Origin of the sequence: Bacillus sp. S2(2024) (genome assembly GCF_050474045.1) — a bacterium.
In the GTDB taxonomy this organism is placed as follows: Bacteria; Bacillota; Bacilli; order Bacillales; family Bacillaceae_G; genus Bacillus_A; species Bacillus_A yunxiaonensis.
Map to the genome: position 1 here is coordinate 14,408 of NZ_JBFLUS010000003.1, position 17,945 is coordinate 32,352.

The window sequence follows — 17,945 nt, forward strand, 5'->3', positions numbered from 1 at the left end:
ACTCCTTTTGGTGTGTTATTTATCAAACTTCAGCCCTTTTAATGCTTCTGCGAATGCATTATTTAGAGGTTCTTCTTGTTTTTTTTGTTGTTTTAAGTACTTTTGTACAGAGCGTTTATCCATTTTTCCATGAGATTCTTTCTTACGGCGTTCTTGGAATGAAGAAAGCTTTTCGCGATAGCCGCATTTACATGCGAAGATTTGACCTTCTCCTTCACCGCGAAGTTCTAGTTTTTTCTTACACTGAGGGCAGCGTGCGTTTGTAGTGCGGGATACATTTTTACGATGGCCGCATTCCCGATCTTGGCACACAAGCATTTTTCCTTTTTTGCCGTTTACTTCTAGCATTAGTTTGCCGCAGTCCGGGCAAGTTTTTGTGGAAATGTTGTCGTGTTTATACTTTTTATCGCTCGATTTAATTTCAGAAACAATTTCTTTTGTGTAGTTTTTCATTTCTGAAATGAATACATCTTTTTTCAATTTACCCTTCGCAATTGCCTCAAGTTTTTGCTCCCACTCAGCAGTTAGTGCAGGGGATTTTAATTCTTCTGGTACTAGATCAAGTAACTGACGGCCTTTTGATGTAATGTGAATGTCCTTGCCGCGCTTTTCGATTAAGAACGAATTGAATAATTTATCAATAATATCAGCACGTGTAGCAACAGTACCTAGTCCACCAGTTGATTTTAACGTGTCTGCAAGTTGTTTATTTTGCGTGCCCATGTACTTTGTAGGATTTTCCATTGCCGAAAGTAATGTTGCTTCATTAAAGCGTGCAGGCGGCTTTGTTTGCCCTGCTGTTTGGGCAATTAGTTTTACGTTTAATGTATCGCCTTTTTCGATGCGAGGTAAAATCTGTTCTTTTAAATCGTCTACTGCATCTTCATCTTCAAAGCGATTTTGATATACTTCTTTCCAGCCAGAGTTAACAATTGTTTTGCCGCGTGCGATGAAGTTTTCATCGTTAATTTTTGCGCGTAACGTTAGTTGTTCGTATTCGAAAGCTGGGAATAAAACTGCTAAGAAACGTTTTACAACTAGATCATAAATTTTACGTTCTTTATCTGTGAAAGCTGAAAGGTTTACATAACTTTCTGTTGGAATGATCGCATGGTGATCACTTACTTTACTATCATCAACAAACGCTTTAGAAGCTTTAATTGGTTTAGTTAAGACCTTATTAGCTAAAGAACGATACTCACCTACACCGCAAGCTTTCAGACGTTCTGGAAGTGTCCCCACGATGTCGGATGAGATGTAGCGTGAATCTGTGCGAGGGTATGTTAATACTTTGTGCTGCTCATACAGTTTTTGCATAATATTTAACGTTTCTTTTGCGGAATAACCAAAGATTTTATTCGCATCACGTTGTAGTTCTGTTAAATCATAAAGACCAGGAGAAAACGACTTTTTAGGTTTTTTCTCAATTTCCACGACAGTGGCATTTTGTTTGCCTAGTTTTTTCACTATGGCATCGATTTTTTCTTTATCGAAGCTACGGCTATTGCCTTTCGCATCTTGCCAAGTCAATTTTAACTTGTCTGTTGTTTGGGCTTCGATACCGTAGTATGTTTGTGCTTTGAAGTTTTTAATTTCGTCTTCACGGCCTGCAATGATCGCCACGGTAGGCGTTTGCACACGACCGCAATTTAGTTGTGCATTGAATCGTGTCGTTAATGCACGTGTCGCGTTAAGACCGATATACCAGTCGGCTTCCGAACGTGCGACAGCTGAAGCGTATAAATTGTCATATGCTTTACCAGGCTTCAAATTTGCAAAGCCATCTTTAATTGCTTTATCAGTAACAGATGAAATCCATAGACGCTTAATAGGTTTATTCATTTTAACTTTATCAATAATCCAGCGAGCGACTAATTCTCCTTCTCTTCCTGCATCTGTAGCCACGATGATTTCATTTACATCATTTCTAATCAGTTGACTTTTAACGGCATTAAACTGTTTTCCAGTCTGCTTGATCACTGTTAATTTTAAGCGTTCAGGCAGCATTGGAAGGTCTTCTAAATTCCAATTTTTGTATTTCGCATCATAACTTTCTGGATCTGCTAATGTAACGAGATGCCCCAAAGCCCAAGTAACGATATACTTATTGCCTTCAATATAACCATTTCCTTTTTTATCACACTTCAACACACGTGCAATATCACGTGCAACAGAAGGTTTTTCAGCAATTACAACACTTTTTGCCATATTTCAAACATCCTTTCGAATTTCCGTAAGTTAACTATAGCATACATCCTTTTTGGATTCAGTTATTCGGAAGATTCGAATCTATTGTTAGTAATGAAACACTTTACATCTTTGATGAGTTAAGAGGAGAAGAATTTTCATAACAAAATGTAACTTGTGATTTTGATAGAATAAGAGTAGACTCTGAATTAGATGAATAAGAAAACACATGGGAGTTTGCGGATGCAAACTGAGAGTACGGCTAATCTGTCGTTGACCATTTGAACCTGTTGGATAATGCCAGCGTAGGGAGAGTGTGAAAGTATATATTAAGACACTTTGCATGCGCAAAGTGTCTTTTTGGCTATATCTCCCATTATTAGAAAAGGAGATGGACAAATATGAAAATCAAAGAAATTGCACAAGTAATTGAAACAGTACGAGAAAGAAATCCGCTCGTTCATAATATTACAAATGTTGTTGTGACAAATTTTACAGCTAATGGTTTACTTGCATTAGGTGCATCGCCCGTGATGGCATATGCGAAAGAAGAAGTAGCTGAAATGGCAAGTATTGCTGGAGCGCTTGTTTTAAATATGGGAACACTTCGCCCGGAAGAAGTAGAAGCGATGCTCATTGCTGGGAAATCAGCAAATGCGCACAATGTACCAGTTTTGTTTGATCCTGTTGGCGCTGGTGCAACTTTGTATCGAACAGAAGTTGCGAGACATATCCCAAGTGAAGTGAAACTAGCAATTATCCGCGGCAATGCGGCGGAAATTGCAAATGTGATTGATGAGAAGTGGGAGATTAAAGGTGTTGATGCAGGAGAAGGAAACGGTGATGTTGTTTCCATTGCGAAACAAGCAGCAGAGCAGCTAAATACTGTTGCTGTTATTACTGGAAAAGAAGACGTTATAACAGATGGAGAAAGAACATTCATTCTTCGTAACGGTCATCCCATTTTAACAAAAGTAACAGGAACGGGCTGTTTATTAACATCTGTGATTGGCGCATTTGCAGCAGTCGAAAGAGACTATGTAAAAGCAGCAGTCGCAGCAGTAACGTTTTATGGTGTAGCGGCAGAAATAGCAGCAAACAAAACAGCTGAACAAGGACCAGGAAGTTTCCAAATTGAATTTCTTAATCAGTTAGCAAATGTTACTGCAAAAGACGTTGAACAATATGGGAATGTCGAAGAAGTTCGTTAAGAAAGGATGAGAGAAATGGCGCGCATCGATAAACAGTATATGTCCGAGTTATTACAAGTATATTTTATTATGGGGAGTAACAATTGCCGCAAAGATCCATTACAAGTCATGAAAGAAGCACTCGATGGTGGAATTACAATTTTTCAATATCGTGAAAAAGGTGATGGAGCATTAACGGGAGAAGAACGATATGCATTTGCAAGACAGCTTCAGTCTTTGTGTAAAGAATATCATGTTCCATTTATTGTGAATGATGATGTGGAATTAGCACTAGAATTAGATGCAGATGGCGTTCATGTTGGACAAGATGATGAGGGCATTAAGATGGTACGTGAAAAAATGGGAGATAAAATGATCGGTGTATCCGCTCATACAATAGAAGAAGCACGCTTTGCAATTGAAAATGGTGCAGATTATTTAGGGGTAGGGCCGATTTTTCCAACACATACGAAAAAAGATGCAAAAGCAGTACAAGGAACGGAGGGATTACGCTTTTTCCGTGAAAGTGGCATTGAAATTCCGATTGTCGGTATTGGTGGAATTACAATTGAAAATGCTGCCTCTGTCCTTGAAGCAGGTGCGAATGGGGTATCTGTTATTTCTGCGATTAGCTTAGCAGATTCTCCTTATAATAGTACGAAGAGATTAGCTGAACAAGTGAAAAAATAATAAATAAATTTGTTATATATCGTGAAAATCACTACCATTTTGAAAGAACCATTTCTAGCATGAAGAAATGGTTCTTTTTGTCGTATAAAACAAACTGTGAGGCTTAAACTAACGTGTATGAATATATATCGTTTCGGAGGCGACAATATGATTTCGTTACAAAGTATTATAGCTGCTCATGAAAAAATGAAGGGCATTGTACATACAACACCGTTAGATTATTCTAGTACATTTAGCGAACTATCTCATAACGAAGTGTATTTAAAGTTAGAAAACCTACAAAAGACAGGTTCTTTTAAAGTACGTGGCTCTTATAATAAAATGACTTCACTTAGCAAAGAAGAATTGCAAAAAGGAGTTGTGGCAGCATCAGCTGGTAACCATGCACAAGGTGTAGCTTATTCTAGCAATATGCTTGGTATTCCTTGTACGATTGTGATGCCAAAAGGAGCACCACTTAGTAAGATACTTGCGACAAAGCGTTACGGAGCTAATGTTGAATTGCAAGGGAATGTATTTGATGAAGCGTTAGCATATGCACTTGATTTAAAGGAACGAACAGGAGCGACGTTTGTACATCCATTTGATGATGAGCTTGTTATTGCTGGACAAGGAACAGTTGGATTAGAAATATTGCAGCAGATTGATGATGTTGATGCGGTCATTTGTCCCATTGGTGGTGGTGGTTTAATTGCGGGCGTTGCGATGGCAATTAAAGAACAAAAGCCATCTGTGAAAATCTATGGTGTACAGGCGTTGGCGTGTCCTAGTATGAAACAATCTCTTACTGAAAAACAAAGGATAACGGTAGAGTCAACACCAACGATGGCAGACGGAATTGCAGTAAAAAGACCGGGGGATCTCACTTTTCAGCTTGTGCAGCGCTATGTGGATGATATTTTCTGCGTCGATGAAATGGAAATTGCTCGGGCGATGCTCATGTTACTAGAGCGTAATAAGTTGCTTGTGGAAGGATCAGGTGCTACTTCACTGGCTGCGCAATTATATGGAAAAGTGCCAGTGCAAGGGAAAAAGGTTGTTTCTGTCTTGAGTGGCGGCAATGTTGATGTTAATTTTATTTCGCGCATTATTGAACATGGTATGGTTGAAGCAGGGCGATTTGTACATATTTCAACAATGATTAAAGATAAGCCAGGGCAATTACAGAAAGTATTACAGATTGTAACTGATTTCGAAGCAAATGTTCTTCATATTCATTTAGAGAGGATTGGAACGAAAGTATTTCCAGGTTATGCGCAGCTGCATCTTTCTCTTGAGACGAAAGATCAGGGCCATATTGAGCAAGTGTTAATCGGAATGAAGGAGAAAGGGTATAGTATCGAAGTTATTGAATAAATATTTAAACAAACGTTTGATTAAAAAGAGCTAGCCATTGTAAAGGCTAGCTCTTTCTTCATTAAAACATCAGTGAAATGAGGAGCATTCCAATTCCAATTGATGTTATTGTTGCAACAAGGCCCGGAATCATAAAGCTATGATTTAATACATATTTACCAATACGCGTTGTACCTGTACGGTCAAAGTTAATTGCCGCAACGATTGTTCCGTAGTTTGGAATAAAGAAATATCCGTTTACAGCTGGGAACATCGCGATTAATAGTGCTGGTGAAATGCCAAGTGTTAATCCAAGTGGTATTAACGCACGTACCGTTGCGGCTTGGCTATATAACAAGATTGATAGCACGAATAGTGCAATTGCGAATAACCACGGTGCACTCGTTACGAGACCTTGAATGGAACCTTGAATCATTTGTAAGTTACCGTTAAAGAACGTATCCCCCATCCATGCGATGCCGAAAATCGCAACAACTGCTGTTGCTCCTGCTTTAAAGACGTTACCAGACACGATGCTTTCCACATTTGGTTTACAAAAAATAATAATCAGTGCAGCGATTGTTAGCATCACCATTTCAATGGTGTTTGGCATAGAAAGGCGTACAAGTTTTCCGGCTATCATCCAGCTAGGGCGTAACGCTTCAAAAGATCCAAGAAGCACAACTAGAACTGTTGCAAGCAAAAAGAGGATAACAGACAGTTTTGCACCTTTTGGAACAATAAACTCTTTCTTTTCTTCTAGTTTTGGAATCATGCCTTCTTGTAATCGTTTTAAGTATTCTTCATCTTCGTTTAGCTCTTTCCCCATTTTGCTCGCGACGAAAGCAGCTGCCATACAAGCGATAAAGGTAGATGGAATACTAATTTTTAAAATATCTAATAGTGTAATCTTATAGTCAGCAAGCATAGCGAGAAGTGCAACGGTTGCTGCTGAAATTGGGCTTGCCGTAATCGCTTGCTGCGATGCAATAACAGCGATTGACAGTGGACGCTCTGGTCGAATTCCTGATTCCCGTGATACTTCAGCAATGACAGGAAGAACCGAATAGGCAACGTGACCTGTCCCTGCGCAAAACGTAAATAAATAAGTGACGATTGGGGCAAAGAACGTAATACGTTTAGGGTTTTTACGGAGTGCTTTTTCTGCAAGGTGAACAAGATAGTCCATCCCCCCAGCAGCTTGTAGTGCTCCAGCGGCTGTAATAACTGCTAAAATCATAAGCATAACATCGATTGGCGGGGAGGTTGGTTGTAAGTGGAAGAAGAAGACAAAGATTGTCATCCCGACGCCTCCCATTACGCCAAGGCCAATACCTCCAAGGCGTGCACCGATGAAAATGCAGAGTAACAAGATGATGAACTGTAGCCAGAACATAGTGTAGTACCTCCGGGAGAATAATCAATTGTTATTATCAAATAACTTAATTTGTTTAATGATTCGAAAATTAAATAATGAATAATAAAATAAATCTCTGAAAATAGCCATTTTTATTATATAGCATATCCAAAACCTGATTCGCTCTTCTTTGTTACAATTATTTTACAAAAGAATTATTGTGGAATTAATATTTATATGTGCAAATAAATGGACAAAATGATTTAGATGTTGTAATCTGAGACAGAGAATTGTGTAATTCTCATAAAACTCCCATATCGTTCAACTCGTTCATCGAGAAAGGCAAACTTATGGAAACATAAGGTCGCAAAACTATAGGGGCTAAGGTCAAAATAGACTAAGCTAGCCAGTTACCGGACTGATAGGGTTGGTTTAGACCAATGCTTTTTCATACATTGGTCTCTTTTTTTAACTATTTTTTGGTTTAAATATTCTAAATATTTTTATATTATGTTAATTTGTTTTTTTTGGGAGGGATAAAATGATTATAAAAAAATATTGGTCAAAGTTATCGTTTTTACAAAAAAACGTATTGTTAACAATCCTTGTTATTTTAATGCTTATTGGCAGTATGAGCGCGTTAAACTTTAATATTTTCCAGAATAGTATGTTGTCTATATATGAAAAGCACTCCGTAGATACGGGGGATATGGTAGTCCACAAACTAGACACGGGATTGATTGAGGATCTTGCAAAAGACCCAACGACGCAAAGAGTGAAAAAAGAAACGTTAATTCAGCAGTTAGGTGATGTATCAAAAGAATTAAAAACTATAGGTCATCTGTATGTTACTGGTGTAAAAACAAATAACAAGGGAGAATTACAAGTAGTAGGAATGACCACGGAGTTATCGAAGGCCACGAAACTACAGGCAGGAGATTATGCTAAGCAGCCTTCATATTGGATGGAAACTTATGAAAAAGTAATGTCGACAAAAAAACCGCAGGTATCCGCAGTATATGAAGATGATGTTGGGACTTGGGTCACAATATTAGAGCCAATTATAGGCGAGGGTCAAAAAATTGCTGCAATTGTTGGGGTAGATGTAGATGCTTCTATTATTGCAAGTACGAAACAAAAGTTTATCATTCAAAGCTTGATTTTTATCTCTATTTTTCTCATTATTGCGACTTTAATTCAATTCTTTATTGTTCGTAGTTCTTTAGCACCGTTAAAAGAGTTGCGTGAAGGATTGCGAAAAGTAGGAGATGGTGACTTAAGTATACAACTAAGAGAGCGTTCAGATGATATAGGGGTTATTAATACGTATTTTAATAATACGATTGAAAAATTCAGAAAAATTATTGAGAAGGTAAAAGAAACCTCAGAACAAGTTTCATCTTCTTCGCAGGAGCTTTCAGCAAGTACAGAGGAGAATAGTAGGGCTGTACAAGAAATTGCAAGCTCTATTGGAGGGTTAAACGAGGGTGCTCATTCTCAGCAAACTTCTGTACAGCAATGTCTAGAAATTGTCAATGAGATGGGTAATAAGATGCAAGGAATTACAGAAGCTGCAGGGCACGTAGCGGAGGCAGCTGAAGGAATGGAGAATCATTCTGTTAAAGGTAACAAGGCAATTGAACAAATTATTCAGCAGATGAATTTAATACAGAAAGCGGTCCAAGATTTATCTTCTATTATTTATTCGCTGGAAGATCGTTCAAAACAAATTAGTGATATTGTTACAGTGATTACAGGTATTTCAAATCAAACAAATTTACTTGCCTTGAATGCTTCTATTGAGGCAGCGCGTGCTGGAGAGGCTGGTAAAGGTTTTGCAGTTGTGGCAGAAGAAGTGCGGAAATTAGCAGAACAAACGGAAACATCCGCTAAAGATATTTCTAAACTTATTAGTGAAACACAAATTGAAACTGAACAAGCCGTTGTTTCGATGCAAAAAGGGTCAAAAGAAGTGGAATCGGGAATTTCTCTTGTGCAAAATAGCGGAGTGTTTTTTGCAGAAATTTTACAGTCAGCACAATCTGTGACAAAACAAGTAAAAGAAGTATCAGGAACATCAAGTCTGATTTCGCAAAATAGTAAAGATATTGTTCATTTAGTAAATGATCTTTCAAATATTGCAAAGACATATGTCGAGAATACAAACTATGTAGAAGTAGGTATGAGGGAACAGGAAATGTCTGTTCAAGAAGTAGCAGAATTAGCAAGTTGTTTAAATGTGCTTGCCTATGAATTGCGAGAGCTTATTGGAGAATTTAAAAGCTGAAATATCATAAAAAAGCAGAAGTGCTAACCGCTTCTGCTTTTTCATATATGTTATCCCGATATTTCGGTGCAATAAGACCACGACCGATGCAAGTTTTACTTTGCAAAGAATTTCATTATGAATTTTCTTTGATATGCGTAAAAATATTAATAGAAAAGATAATAATAGCGAGAACAACAAGAATGCTACCGCCGGCAACAAATGGAATAGCGGCATGATGTCCATAGATCTCAAGGGCTAGCGCAATCATCATAATTGGCAGTCCAATATTAAGTAGCCAAAAGTGAAATTTCCCTAGTTTAGACTGACCAGCCTCTTGAAAGATATGATATAAAATGCCAGCTGCCATCATTGAAGCCCAGCCAAGAAGCAGTAAGTGTACATGTACACTTTTTAATGCAAAATTAAGAGACATTGACATATACATTCCCATACAGACGCCGATGACAAAATAAATAGAAGAAATCTTGATAAAGCGAATGCCCATACAAATTCCACCTTTCCGTATTAATTTGTGAGTACAATAGAATATATGAAGACGAACTTGAGGACAGTATCATTAGATGGAAAAATTTAATTTTGTTTGTTCACAAAAATAATACGTGCTACAATGAAAACGAATTGGAACAGGGGAGCCCGTACGGCTGAGAGGATGTAACAATACATCGACCCTTAACCTGATCTGGATAATGCCAGCGTAGGGAGTTGTATCAAGAATCGTAGCATATGTTATTCTATGGTAACTTGAATATAAGGCTTTCCTGCCCTGGGGCAGGAAAGCCTTTTCTTTTTACACAAATTTTATTTTATATAAGGAGGAATTTAGTATGTCACAGCAAGTTACGATTTCATTTTCAGTAGTACCACAAGCAAAGATGAAAGATGTATATTCAGTTGTAGATAAAGCGATTGAGGTTGTTCAGCAATCTGGTGTACGCTATGAGGTTGGTGCGATGGAAACAACGATGGAAGGGGAATTAGATGAGCTTCTTGATATTATTAAACGTGCGCAGCAAGCTTGCATAGATGATGGGGCGGAAGAAGTCATTACTTCTATTAAAATTCATTATCGTCCAAGCACAGGTGTAACGATTGATGAAAAAGTATGGAAGTATCGTGAAGAATATGAAAAAACAGAAACGATCTAATATAGCGATTACAACAATTTGGCTTCTCCTCCTCGTTGCAATATGGGAAGGGGCTGTGTCAGTATTTCATATTGAACCGTGGATTTTACCGAAGCCTTCTGCGATTGTAAGTGAACTTATACAAATGAAAGATTTACTACTTCCGAATACAATGCAGACGCTGCAAGAAGTTTTAATCGGATTATTCTTTGCGATTGTAATTGGCACGAGTATTGCAATTATTATGGATGTCATCCCATTATTCCGTGTTTTAATTAATCCGTTATTAGTGATTTCACAAACGATTCCGATTGTCGTGCTAGCACCTTTATTTATTATTTGGTTTGGCTATGGAATGCTGCCAAAAGTAATGGTTGTTATTCTCGTATGCTTCTTTCCAATCGCACTTAGCATTTTAGAAGGTTTTCAAACGGTAGATAAAGCAATGCTAAAATTGCTTCAAACAATGCGAGCAAGTAAGTGGCAAGTATATCAAAAAGTGAAATTTCCAGCAGTATTGCCATACTTTTTTTCTGGATTAAAAATTGCAGTTACGTATAGCGTAATGGGAGCTATTATTGGAGAATGGCTTGGTGCAAGTGAAGGGCTAGGGGTTATGCTGACAAGGGCGACAAAATCCTTTTTAACAGCACGTGTATTTGGAATAGCTGCTGTTATTGTCAGTGTAACGTTATTGTTGTATTTTATTGTTGAATTGGTGGCAAGACTAACAGCACCATGGATTTACAGGAAGGATGAGGGAAAATGAAAAAAGGATTAAAAATGCTATTAGCAGCTTCTCTACTATTTTCATTTGCAGGTTGCTCGGCAGAAAAGAAAGCGGAGAGTAAAGAGAAAAAAGTAACAGTGGTATTAGATTGGTTCCCAAATACAAATCATACTGGTTTATATGTAGCAAAGACGAAAGATTACTATAAAAAACAAGGATTAGATGTAGAAATTATTCAGCCGGGTGATAATACTTCTGTTGAACAAATGGTTGCATCTGGAAAAGCCGATTTTGGTGTAAGCTACCAAGAAAACGTAACAATAGCACGTGAAGAAAACGTTCCAGTTGTATCAATTGGTGCAATTATTCAACATAATACATCTGCGTTTGCATCTCTAAAAAAAGATAATATAACATCGCCAAAGGCGTTTGAAGGAAAAAGATATGGCGGCTGGGGTGGACCAGCAGAAGAAGCAACATTGAAAACGATTATGGATAAGCAACAAGCAGACTATAGTAAAGTAAAGAATGTTGTACTTGGACAAACTGATTTCTTTAAATCTATCGGCCGCGATGCTGATTTTGAGTGGATCTATTATGGCTGGGATGGTATTGAAGCAAAGAGAAAAGGCATTGAACTAAACACTATTATGGTAAAAGATTTAGATCCAGCATTAGATTATTACAGCCCTGTTATTATTACGAGTGAAAAACACGCAAAACAAGATAAAGACTTTGTGAAGAAATTTATGAAAGCAACAACAGATGGTTACAACTTTGCAATTAAGGAACCGAAAGAAGCGGCGGATATTTTAATTAAAAATGTACCTGATATTAATAAAGAGTTAGTACAAGAAAGTCAAAAATGGTTAAGTACGAAATATCAAGATGATGCGAAAGCGTGGGGAGTACAGAAGGAAGAAGTGTGGAGCAATTATATGAATTTCTTATATGATAATAAAGTCATTAAAAAGAAAATTGATGTAAAGGCTGCCTTTACAAACGAATTCCTTCCAAGCGAAAAATGAGCGGATTACAAGTAAAAGACGTTACGAAAACATTTGATGGGAAAACAGTGCTAGAACATATGAATGTTTCAATTCAGGATGGAGAATTTGTGTCCTTTGTTGGGCCAAGTGGTTGCGGAAAAAGTACATTATTAAACATTATTGCTGGAATTGAACGAGCAAATGAGGGAGATGTATTTTACGAAAATCAGTCTGTTATGAATCGAGATATTGTTAGCTATATGCCGCAGCAAGATCTTCTGCTTCCGTGGCGTTCTGCGCTTCATAATATTGTGCTACCTTTAGAAATTGAAGGGCAGTCAAAAAGAAAACGATTAGAAGCTGGGATGGAGGCACTAGAGCAATTTGGACTTGATGAATATGCAAATCATTATCCGGATGCTTTATCAGGTGGTATGCGGCAGCGGGTTAGTTTTTTACGTACGTATTTATGTGATAAACCAATTATGCTGCTTGATGAGCCCTTTGGGAAATTAGATGCATTTACAAAAATGGAAGTGCATAGCTGGCTGCTAGAATCATGGCAAAAAGGAAAGCAAACTATCATTATGGTCACGCATGATTTAGATGAAGCCATTTTGTTATCAGATCGTGTTTTCATTATGTCGCAGCAACCATCAACAATTGTTGGAGAAGTCAAAGTGAATTTGCCGCGACCTCGAACAATGGACATGTTAACGTCAGTAGAATTAAAAGAAGATAAAACAGAGATATTAAAAATATTGGCTCCTTATATGAGGAAATAAAAGAAAAAACTCTTAACAAATTTAATTTGTTAAGAGTTTTTTCTTTTGGATGCAGGAACAAAAAGAAAAATGAAGAATATGATATAAGAGCTTTGTTTATACTATTATTATGAGAAAATAATGATTTCAAAAGGAGTGAAAGGATAAGATGACTTTATCAACTGTTCTTCAAATGGTTTTGGCTTGATAGGGGAGAAGTCTGCCCAATTTTTGATTAAAAGCCAAACAGAAGACAGTAGATAAAGAACCTTATTCCTTTTTTACAATAATAAATTGTAATGGGTAAGGTGTGTTCGCCTTACCCATTTTTATGTTCAGCTAATTGAATATTGTTTTTATCACGCTGTTCTCTCGTTTGGCTTTGTATGTAAAGCGAAAAGGAGAGAGTAAAATGAGCATGTTATCAGTTGAAAATGTTACCCATATGTACGGGGATAAAATAATCTTTCAAAACATTTGTTTTCGCTTACTTCGAGGTGAGCGCGTTGGCCTTGTAGGAAGCAACGGAGCAGGGAAATCTACATTACTGCGTATATTAGCAGGAGAGTTACTTCCTGATGCAGGAAGGGTTGAATGGTTTCCTCATGTAAATATCGGTTTTTTACAGCAGCATATTGATTTACAAGCCGGAACAACTATTATGAAATATTTACAAACAGCTTTTGTCCACCTGTATGATATCGAGCGTAATATGCGGCAAGTAGCGGATAAAATGGCGACAGCAGGGGATAACCTTGAGCAATTGTTAGTACAATACGGAGAGTTACAAAGTATACTAGAGCATTCGGATTTTTATCATATTGATGCGAAAATAGAGGAAGTTGCTGCGGGATTAGGGATTTTAGCACTTGGTATGGATCGTGAGGTAGAAAAACTAAGCGGCGGCCAACGAACAAAACTATTATTAGGAAAATTATTATTAGAAGAGCCGCATGTTTTATTGCTTGATGAACCAACAAACTATCTTGATAACGTGCACATTGAGTGGCTTATAGGATATTTGAAAAATTATAAGCATGCTTACATTGTGGTTTCGCATGATGAAAGGTTTTTAAATGAAATTACCAATGTAATTTATCATTTAGAGCATAAAGGAATGAAACGTTATATAGGTAATTATCAAACATTTATAACAAGCTATGAACAAAATAAACAGCAATTACAAGTGGCGTATGATAGGCAGCAAAGAGAAATTGGAAGGTTAAAGAACTTTATTCAAAAGAATAAAATTCGTAAAGCAAAACAGGCAAAAAGCCGCGAAAAAGTATTGGAAAAAATAAATAAGATCGGAAAAACAATTTCTGTATTGCAGCCGCGTTTTATGTTTCATGTTCACTGTGATCCTGTGAGCCGGATTTTAGAGGCAAAGGATATGCAAATTGGTTACACAGAGCCTCTATTCCCACCAATTGATTTACAAGTAAAGCGCGGTGAAAAGATTGCGATTGTTGGCTATAACGGCATTGGAAAAACAACCATGTTAAAAACATTACTGGGACATTTGCAGCCTTTAACCGGAATTGTGAAAATAGGGGAGCGAGTAAATCCAGCTTATTTTGCACAAGAAGAGTTTGCTTCAGAACAAACACCGCTTGAGGAAGTATGGTCAATAAGGCCTGATATGACGCAAAAAGAAATTCGGCAAGCTCTGGCAAGATGTGGTTTAACAGAAGAACATATTGGACAGCAGCTTTGCTCATTAAGTGGTGGAGAACAAACGAAAGTACGTTTATGTGAATTGATGTTAACAGAAAGTAATATACTCGTTTTAGATGAACCGACTAACCATTTAGATGTTCGAGCAAAGGAAGCACTTAAGGAAGCTCTCATGCAATATGAAGGAACGGTGCTACTTGTTTCTCATGAACCGGATTTTTATGAAGAATGGGTGACGCAAGTTTGGAAAGTGCAAGAATGGTGTGAAAGAATAAAATAAAGTAAAGTTTTCATCAGTGTGGGGGTCTTTATCCCACACTGATTTTCTTTATTTCTCTCTGAATCTTGAGGTGAGGGTCTTGCTGCCCGTTCATGCAGGATAAAATTTTTTTGTAAACGCTTTAACCGCTTTTCCAATATTTGTTGTATGATATAGACAAACATTATTTTAATTAACAGGTATTGACTGGGGATGTTTCTGTTTTTTGAGCTACTATTAAGTCTAGAGAAAAGTAGTAGTTTTGATTAGTATATTAATAGCTAATACTTTTAATATGTTGATATGAAAAATTAGAGTGAGGAGAATTTAGAAAAATGAATCGAAAAATTGCAGCTCTATGTGTAGCTACTAGTTTATTAGTATCTCCAATAAATAGTTTCGCACATGCAGAAGAAATGAAAGTAGATCAAACACCTATTGTACAGCAAGAAGAAAGCTCCACGATAACAACAAACGATACGAGTAAACAAGGAAATACTACTGGGGAAGTAGTAGAGAAGACACAAAATGAAAAAGTTGTTGAGAAAAAGAATGATGTACAACAGGAGCAAGGTGTATCAGAAGAAGATAAATCATCAAAGCAGCAGGCTACATCGACCCCATCTAACCAAGTGAAAAACGAAACAACTGAAGAAACTTCAAAAAAACAAGTAGAGCGTTCCAACTCTCAGGAGCAAGTTAAGAATGGGTGGGTTCAAGAAAATAATAATTGGTATTATTATACAAATAATGAGGTGGCAAAAGGATGGAAGGATATTGACAACAAACGATACTACTTTCATCCAGAAACAGGAGTACGCCAAGTAGGATGGATTAAGGATCAAAATACGTGGTATTACTTAAGTAAAAATGATGGGGCAATGACAACCGGCTGGATAAAAGATGGAGATACACGGTATTACTTAAATAACAACGGGACAATGGCAACAGGTTGGATAAAAGACGGAAGTACATGGTATTACTTAAATAGCAACGGAGCAATGACAACCGGCTGGATAAAAGATGGAAGTACATGGTATTACTTAAATAGCAACGGAGCAATGGCAACCGGCTGGATAAAAGACGGAAGTGCACGGTATTACTTAAATAACAACGGAGTAATGGCAACCGGCTGGATAAAAGATGGAGATGCATGGTACTACTTACAGAACGACGGAACAATGGCGACGGGCTGGATAAAAGATGGAAGTACGTGGTATTACTTGCAGAACAGCGGTGCAATGGCAACCGGCTGGATAAAAGATGGAGGTACATGGTATTACTTGCAGAACAGCGGTGCAATGGCAACAGGTTGGGCAAAAGATGGAGATACATGGTATTACCTACATAATAGCGGAGCGATGGCAGTTGGTTGGTTAAAGTACGGAGATAATTGGTTTTATTTAGCGAGTAATGGCGCTATGCAAACCGGCTGGTTATGGAATGGCGGGAAATGGTATTACTTACAGAACACCGGTGCAATGGCAACCGGCTGGATATGGGATGGCGGCAAGTGGTATTACTTGTATGAAGATGGAGTTATGAAAACAGGTTATGCATATTTAGACGCACCGCAAATCTTCCAAAATCCTGAATTGAAGAATGGCTGTGAAGTAGTTTCTATGACAATGATGTTACAGTATCACGGCTATAATGTGAATAAAATGACACTTGCTATGCAATTGCCAGTAGATCGAACACCAATTCAAACAGGACCGAATGGTCAAATCTATACATGGGGAGATCCTGCAGTTGGTTTTGTTGGTGATGTAACAGGTGCTTCTAGAGGATATTCCATTGATCCAGCACCATTAAAGACTGTACTAGATCGTTATACAAGCAGCGGTATTAATTTAACTGGTTCTGACTTCTCTAGAATTGAGCGTTTATTAGAAGAAGGAAAGCCGGTTGTAACATGGATTACAGCATCTTTTTCGTATCCAGTAGCACCAAAAACATGGAAAACTTTATCTGGTAAAGTTATAAATGCTGATTTTGATATGCATGCAGTGTTAGTAACTGGATATGATGATAACTATGTATACTTCAATGATCCTCTTCGAAGAGGTAAGGGAGCGAAGGTAAGTAAATCAAGCTTTATCAATAGTTATAATTACATGGGGAAGAAAGCTTTAAGCATGAATTAATCTTTGAACATAAAATATAGAAAAGAACTTGAATACATCCGAGGATGTGATGGTATGGATATCTTTTCAATTATTGCTGAAGAACGCATTCGTCAAGCAGTGGAAAAAGGTGATTTTGAAGATCTTCCAGGGAAAGGAAAGCCTCTTGAATTAGAAGATTTGTCAATGATACCGGAAGAGCTTCGTATAAGTTATAAAATCTTAAAAAATGCTGGCATGATTCCTGAAGAAATGCAGTTACAAAAAGATATGTTAAAAATTGAGGACTTAATTGCTTGCTGTCACGATGGTATGGAACGAGAACGACTGCAAGAGGAATTAACAGCAAAATCGCTTCGTTTTCAGCAAGTTATGGAAATACGTAAGTTAAAAGAAACAGCAGTATTTGGTATATATCGTAAAAAGATATTTCAAAAATTCATGTAAGAGGGATTTGTATGAAGCAATTCTCAAATATAGAAGAACTAACAACATATATTGAACAACAACCATTATTATTATTATTTATTAAAACTGAAGATTGCGGTGTATGCGACGTTATGCTCGAAAAAATAACACAATTACTCGAACATCATTCGAATGTGGAAAGAGTTGTTGTTTCATTAGAGGATATGAGGGAAATTTCAGGACAGTATTTAGTGTTTACTGCACCAACTGTTTTACTATTTCATAGTGGAAAAGAGATATTACGAGAATCTCGTTTCATTTCTTTGGAGAATATAAATCGTATTCTACAAATAATTGAGTAGTAAAAGGGGGATTTTAGAATGGAATTATTAGTAGGCACTGTGCTTTTTATTGTATTGTTTTGGATTATTGTAAAAGTAATTGCATCTAATGAAAGAAAACGGGTACGGAAGCAATATAAATCCGATGCAACAGATAGTACAGTGTATAGTGCACCGTTATTTTTCGCAGGGTCTAGTGATAGTTCAGGAGATTGCGATAGTTCTTTTGGTGGAGATGGTGGAAGTTGTGGTGGCGATTGAAGTGAATATGGAAATGCGTCTGAAAGGGCGCATTTCTTATTTTGAAATTTAAACAAACGTTTGATTAGTTGGGGTAAAGTCTTGTGAAATGTATTAAACAAACGTTTGATTAATAAGGGAATTGGTATCAATTAATAAGGATAAATGGATATCATGAGGGAATATAGAATGGAAAAAAACCGAAAGTAAAAAATAAAGGGAAAATAATTGCATTTGC

The 17,945-nt window shown here is 37.2% G+C and carries 16 protein-coding genes and 3 riboswitches; of the genes, 13 read left to right on the forward strand and 3 right to left on the reverse strand.

Annotation, left to right across the window (positions count from 1 at the left end):
• Positions 1 to 15: 15 nt before the first annotated feature.
• A complete protein-coding gene (locus AB1284_RS00250) occupies positions 16 to 2,208 on the reverse strand; it encodes a DNA topoisomerase III (protein ID WP_429752580.1) in 2,193 nt (730 codons plus the stop codon).
• Positions 2,209 to 2,406: 198 nt separating this feature from the next.
• Positions 2,407 to 2,516, forward strand: a riboswitch (TPP riboswitch).
• A gap of 72 nt (positions 2,517 to 2,588) precedes the next feature.
• On the opposite strand from AB1284_RS00250, the gene thiM reads away from it, so the two are divergent.
• From thiM to ilvA, 3 genes are all read left to right on the forward strand, one after another.
• Positions 2,589 to 3,398 carry a hydroxyethylthiazole kinase gene (gene thiM / locus AB1284_RS00255; RefSeq protein ID WP_429752578.1) on the forward strand — a complete coding sequence of 270 codons (810 nt, stop codon included), beginning with the start codon at positions 2,589 to 2,591 and terminating at the stop codon, positions 3,396 to 3,398.
• A gap of 15 nt (positions 3,399 to 3,413) precedes the next feature.
• A complete protein-coding gene (gene thiE / locus AB1284_RS00260) occupies positions 3,414 to 4,067 on the forward strand; it encodes a thiamine phosphate synthase (protein ID WP_429752576.1) in 654 nt (217 codons plus the stop codon).
• A gap of 147 nt (positions 4,068 to 4,214) precedes the next feature.
• Entirely contained in the window at positions 4,215 to 5,423 is a 1,209-nt protein-coding gene (gene ilvA, locus AB1284_RS00265) for a threonine ammonia-lyase (RefSeq protein WP_429752574.1), read from the forward strand.
• Between the two features lie 61 nt (positions 5,424 to 5,484).
• On the opposite strand, the gene AB1284_RS00270 is transcribed toward ilvA, so the two are convergent.
• The gene (locus AB1284_RS00270) at positions 5,485 to 6,798 is read right to left on the reverse strand and encodes an anaerobic C4-dicarboxylate transporter family protein (RefSeq protein ID WP_429752572.1); all 1,314 of its coding nucleotides are present in this window, start codon (positions 6,796 to 6,798) and stop codon (positions 5,485 to 5,487) included.
• Between the two features lie 292 nt (positions 6,799 to 7,090).
• A riboswitch (cyclic di-GMP riboswitch) is annotated at positions 7,091 to 7,177 on the forward strand.
• A gap of 129 nt (positions 7,178 to 7,306) precedes the next feature.
• On the opposite strand from AB1284_RS00270, the gene AB1284_RS00275 reads away from it, so the two are divergent.
• On the forward strand, positions 7,307 to 9,046 hold the full coding sequence (locus AB1284_RS00275; RefSeq protein WP_429754382.1) for a methyl-accepting chemotaxis protein: 1,740 nt from the start codon (positions 7,307 to 7,309) through the stop codon (positions 9,044 to 9,046).
• A gap of 115 nt (positions 9,047 to 9,161) precedes the next feature.
• On the opposite strand, the gene AB1284_RS00280 is transcribed toward AB1284_RS00275, so the two are convergent.
• Positions 9,162 to 9,533, reverse strand: coding sequence for a cytochrome-c oxidase (locus tag AB1284_RS00280; protein WP_429752570.1), 372 nt, complete (start codon positions 9,531 to 9,533; stop codon positions 9,162 to 9,164).
• Between the two features lie 131 nt (positions 9,534 to 9,664).
• Positions 9,665 to 9,767, forward strand: a riboswitch (TPP riboswitch).
• Between the two features lie 106 nt (positions 9,768 to 9,873).
• Between AB1284_RS00280 and AB1284_RS00285 the strand changes: the two genes are divergently transcribed.
• From AB1284_RS00285 to AB1284_RS00325, 9 genes are all read left to right on the forward strand, one after another.
• On the forward strand, positions 9,874 to 10,194 hold the full coding sequence (locus AB1284_RS00285) for an MTH1187 family thiamine-binding protein (protein WP_429752568.1): 321 nt from the start codon (positions 9,874 to 9,876) through the stop codon (positions 10,192 to 10,194).
• Positions 10,142 to 10,942: an ABC transporter permease gene (locus tag AB1284_RS00290; RefSeq protein ID WP_429752566.1), complete on the forward strand. Its 801-nt coding sequence runs from the start codon at positions 10,142 to 10,144 to the stop codon at positions 10,940 to 10,942. Before AB1284_RS00285 ends, AB1284_RS00290 begins: the two co-directional genes overlap by 53 nt.
• Entirely contained in the window at positions 10,939 to 11,931 is a 993-nt protein-coding gene (locus AB1284_RS00295; RefSeq protein WP_429752564.1) for an ABC transporter substrate-binding protein, read from the forward strand. Before AB1284_RS00290 ends, AB1284_RS00295 begins: the two co-directional genes overlap by 4 nt.
• Entirely contained in the window at positions 11,928 to 12,677 is a 750-nt protein-coding gene (locus AB1284_RS00300) for an ABC transporter ATP-binding protein (protein WP_336483832.1), read from the forward strand. Before AB1284_RS00295 ends, AB1284_RS00300 begins: the two co-directional genes overlap by 4 nt.
• Before the next feature lie 391 nt (positions 12,678 to 13,068).
• The gene (locus AB1284_RS00305) at positions 13,069 to 14,613 is read left to right on the forward strand and encodes an ABC-F family ATP-binding cassette domain-containing protein (protein ID WP_429752562.1); all 1,545 of its coding nucleotides are present in this window, start codon (positions 13,069 to 13,071) and stop codon (positions 14,611 to 14,613) included.
• Between the two features lie 314 nt (positions 14,614 to 14,927).
• Positions 14,928 to 16,739, forward strand: a complete 1,812-nt coding sequence (locus tag AB1284_RS00310; RefSeq protein ID WP_429752560.1) for a C39 family peptidase — start codon at positions 14,928 to 14,930, stop codon at positions 16,737 to 16,739.
• A 54-nt stretch (positions 16,740 to 16,793) separates the two neighbouring features.
• Positions 16,794 to 17,165, forward strand: a complete 372-nt coding sequence (locus AB1284_RS00315) for a DUF1992 domain-containing protein (RefSeq protein ID WP_429752558.1) — start codon at positions 16,794 to 16,796, stop codon at positions 17,163 to 17,165.
• A gap of 11 nt (positions 17,166 to 17,176) precedes the next feature.
• Positions 17,177 to 17,488: a thioredoxin family protein gene (locus AB1284_RS00320; protein ID WP_429752556.1), complete on the forward strand. Its 312-nt coding sequence runs from the start codon at positions 17,177 to 17,179 to the stop codon at positions 17,486 to 17,488.
• Between the two features lie 18 nt (positions 17,489 to 17,506).
• On the forward strand, positions 17,507 to 17,728 hold the full coding sequence (locus AB1284_RS00325; RefSeq protein ID WP_429752554.1) for a hypothetical protein: 222 nt from the start codon (positions 17,507 to 17,509) through the stop codon (positions 17,726 to 17,728).
• Positions 17,729 to 17,945: the final 217 nt, after the last annotated feature.